The sequence below is a fragment of the Citrobacter sp. wls829 genome (assembly GCF_005280825.1).
GTDB classification, from domain to species: Bacteria; Pseudomonadota; Gammaproteobacteria; order Enterobacterales; family Enterobacteriaceae; genus Citrobacter; species Citrobacter gillenii.
In genome coordinates this window covers 1-2,845 of record NZ_SZWP01000091.1, presented here as the reverse complement: position 1 = coordinate 2,845, position 2,845 = coordinate 1, and the positions used below count along the sequence as shown (strand labels likewise).

3 protein-coding genes are annotated in these 2,845 nt (G+C 46.9%); 2 read left to right on the top strand and 1 reads right to left on the bottom strand.

The annotated features are described in order from the left end of the window. The coding region (locus FDW88_RS18760) for a LysR family transcriptional regulator (RefSeq protein ID WP_137363141.1) at positions 1 to 256 on the bottom strand (256 nt) is incomplete at its 3' end. Between the two features lie 179 nt (positions 257 to 435). Between FDW88_RS18760 and FDW88_RS18755 the strand changes: the two genes are divergently transcribed. Together FDW88_RS18755 and FDW88_RS18750 are read left to right on the top strand one after the other, a co-directional pair. Beyond that, positions 436 to 1,491 carry a 4-oxalomesaconate tautomerase gene (locus FDW88_RS18755; protein ID WP_137363140.1) on the top strand — a complete coding sequence of 352 codons (1,056 nt, stop codon included), beginning with the start codon at positions 436 to 438 and terminating at the stop codon, positions 1,489 to 1,491. Positions 1,492 to 1,571: 80 nt separating this feature from the next. Beyond that, positions 1,572 to 2,845 (top strand): anion permease (locus FDW88_RS18750; RefSeq protein WP_137363139.1); only part of this gene is annotated, 1,274 nt, incomplete at its 3' end.

The following is a 2,845-nucleotide window of genomic DNA, read 5'->3' as shown; positions in this document are numbered from 1 at the left end:
ATGACCTGCTTATTCGCACCTTCCCTAGGGTTCTAATTAATTCACGGGCTTCTGGTAATAACAACTGGCCTGCTTTTGTTAATGTGACTTTGCGGGTTGTTCTCTCAAATAGTTGAGTGTGTAAATACTCTTCCATTTTCTTTATTCTACGTGTTAATGCAGGTTGCGTAATATTAAGTAACTTAGCCGCATTGTTAAAAGAATTGGACTCTGCCAGCGTGACAAATGCTTTCATGCTCGATAATTCATGTTTCATTCCGACTCCAGACAAGGTTAAGGGACGTTCTGTCCTGATAGAGCGACCAGTTTACCTGCCATTGTTAATCTTGAATTAATAAAAAAAAGTCACTAATCACGACAACAAAGTCATTAGCCAGCGTATTTCACGCATGTAATCCTGTCTTTAATATGAATAATATAGTTGAGGGCATTGGCGTGAAAAAAATACCTTGCGTTATGATGCGTGGAGGAACCTCCAGAGGCGCATTTTTATTAGCAGAACATCTACCACAAGAGAAAACGCAGCGTGATGATGTATTGATTAAAATTATGGGTTCCGGGAATGCGCTGGAAATCGACGGTATTGGTGGGGGCAATCCGCTAACCAGTAAAGTGGCGATTATCAGTCGTTCAACCGACCCACGGGCAGATATTGATTATTTATTTGCTCAGGTTTTGGTGCATGAACAACGTGTCGATACCACGCCAAACTGCGGCAATATGCTTTCCGCCGTCGGGGGATTCGCCATCGAAAATGGGCTGATTGCCGCCACAGCGCCGACGACGCGCGTACGGATTCGCAATATAAACACCAATACATTTATTGAAGCCGATGTGCAGACGCCGCAAGGTGTTGTTGAGTATGAAGGCCCGGTAAAAATAGACGGCGTACCGGGTACGTCAGCGCCTGTAGCACTCACGTTCCTGAATGCCGCGGGGTCTAAAACAGGACGTATTTTCCCAACGGGAAACCATCGTGATTGTTTTGATACCGTTCCGGTGACCTGTATGGATATGGCGACACCGGTGGTGATTATTCCCGCTGAATATCTGGGCAAAACCGGTTATGAATCACCGGAGGAACTGGATGCTGACTCAGAATTATTAGCACGCATGGAATCTATTCGCTGTCAGGCAGGGCTGGCTATGGGGTTAGGGGATGTTTCCAATATGGTTATTCCTAAACCTATCCTTATTTCAGCGCCGCAGCAGAGTGGTGCAATTACTGTGCGCTATTTTATGCCTCACGCTTGCCATAAAGCGCTGGCGATCACTGGCGCTATTGCCATTGCCAGCAGTTGCGTGATTACTGGGACGGTAACTCAGCAGGTAGCACCGGGGGTAGGGTATGGAAATATCAGCATTGAACACCCCGGTGGCTCACTGGATATTTATTTGAGTAATGAAAGTGATGATGCTACGGCTATTCGCGCCTCGGTGATTCGCACCGCCCGGAAAATATTTTCTGGTGAGGTTTACCTTCCCGCATAACGTTAATTAAAACGGTTATGCATCGCGGATACTGGATTTATTTCGCGAGATTGCCTGTACGTATAAATCAGGAATACCACATGAATGTGAAATCATTATGGAAGCTAATCGTTATATTGGCGATCCCCTGTATTATTGGCATTAATCCTGCGCCAGCAGGATTAACGGAACTGGCTTGGGTTCTTTTCGGTATTTATCTTGCCGCTATTGTCGGGTTGGTGATCAAACCTTTTCCTGAGCCGGTAGTGTTGTTGATTGCCGTCGCGGCATCAATGGTCGTGGTCGGTAATTTAGGTCACGGCGTACTGAAAACCAGCAGCGTTCTCAGCGGTTATGCGTCAGGCACCACGTGGCTGGTTTTCTCTGCATTTACGCTAAGTGCCGCGTTTGTGACTACCGGTCTGGGCAAGCGCATTGCCTATATTTTGATCGGCAAAATCGGGAATACCACACTGGGGCTAGGCTACGTCACTGTTTTTCTGGACCTGGTTTTGGCGCCAGCAACGCCATCTAACACCGCGCGAGCGGGAGGGATTGTGCTGCCAATCATCAATAGCGTGGCGGTGGCATTGGGGTCTGAACCAGACAGAAGCCCACGCCGTGTTGGCCACTACCTGATGATGACGGTCTATATGGTCACCAAAACCACCAGCTATATGTTTTTTACCGCCATGGCAGGCAACATCCTGGCATTGAAAATGATTAACGATATCTGTCACCTGCAGTTAAGTTGGGGCGGATGGGCGCTGGCGGCGAGTTTACCTGGTATTGTGATGTTGCTCCTGACTCCGTTAGTTATCTACTTTATGTATCCGCCTGAAATTACCAAAGTGGATAACAAAACCATCGCCAAAGCTGGACTCCAGGAACTGGGGCCGATGAAAGGGCGAGAAAAAATGCTGTTGGGCATTTTTGTTCTTGCACTATTAGGGTGGATCTTCAGTAAAAGCCTCGGCGTTGATGAATCAACGGTGGCCATTGTAGTGATGGGCGCGATGCTCCTCTTGGGTGTAGTGACCTGGGATGATGTGGTAAAAAATAAAGGGGGCTGGAATACCTTAATTTGGTACGGCGGAATTATTGGCCTGAGTTCTTTATTATCGAAAGTGAAGTTTTTTGACTGGTTAGCTGAACTGTTCAAAAATAACCTCTCTTTTGACAATCATAGCAATGTAGCCTTCTTCGTTATTTTGTTCCTGAGTATTATTGTCCGCTATTTCTTCGCTTCCGGTAGCGCTTATATTGTGGCGATGATGCCCGTCTTTGCCATGTTAGCGAATGTCTCTGGTGCACCACTGATGTTAACGGCTCTGGCATTACTGTTCTCTAAGGAAGGTGCGAACAAGTTCCTGAT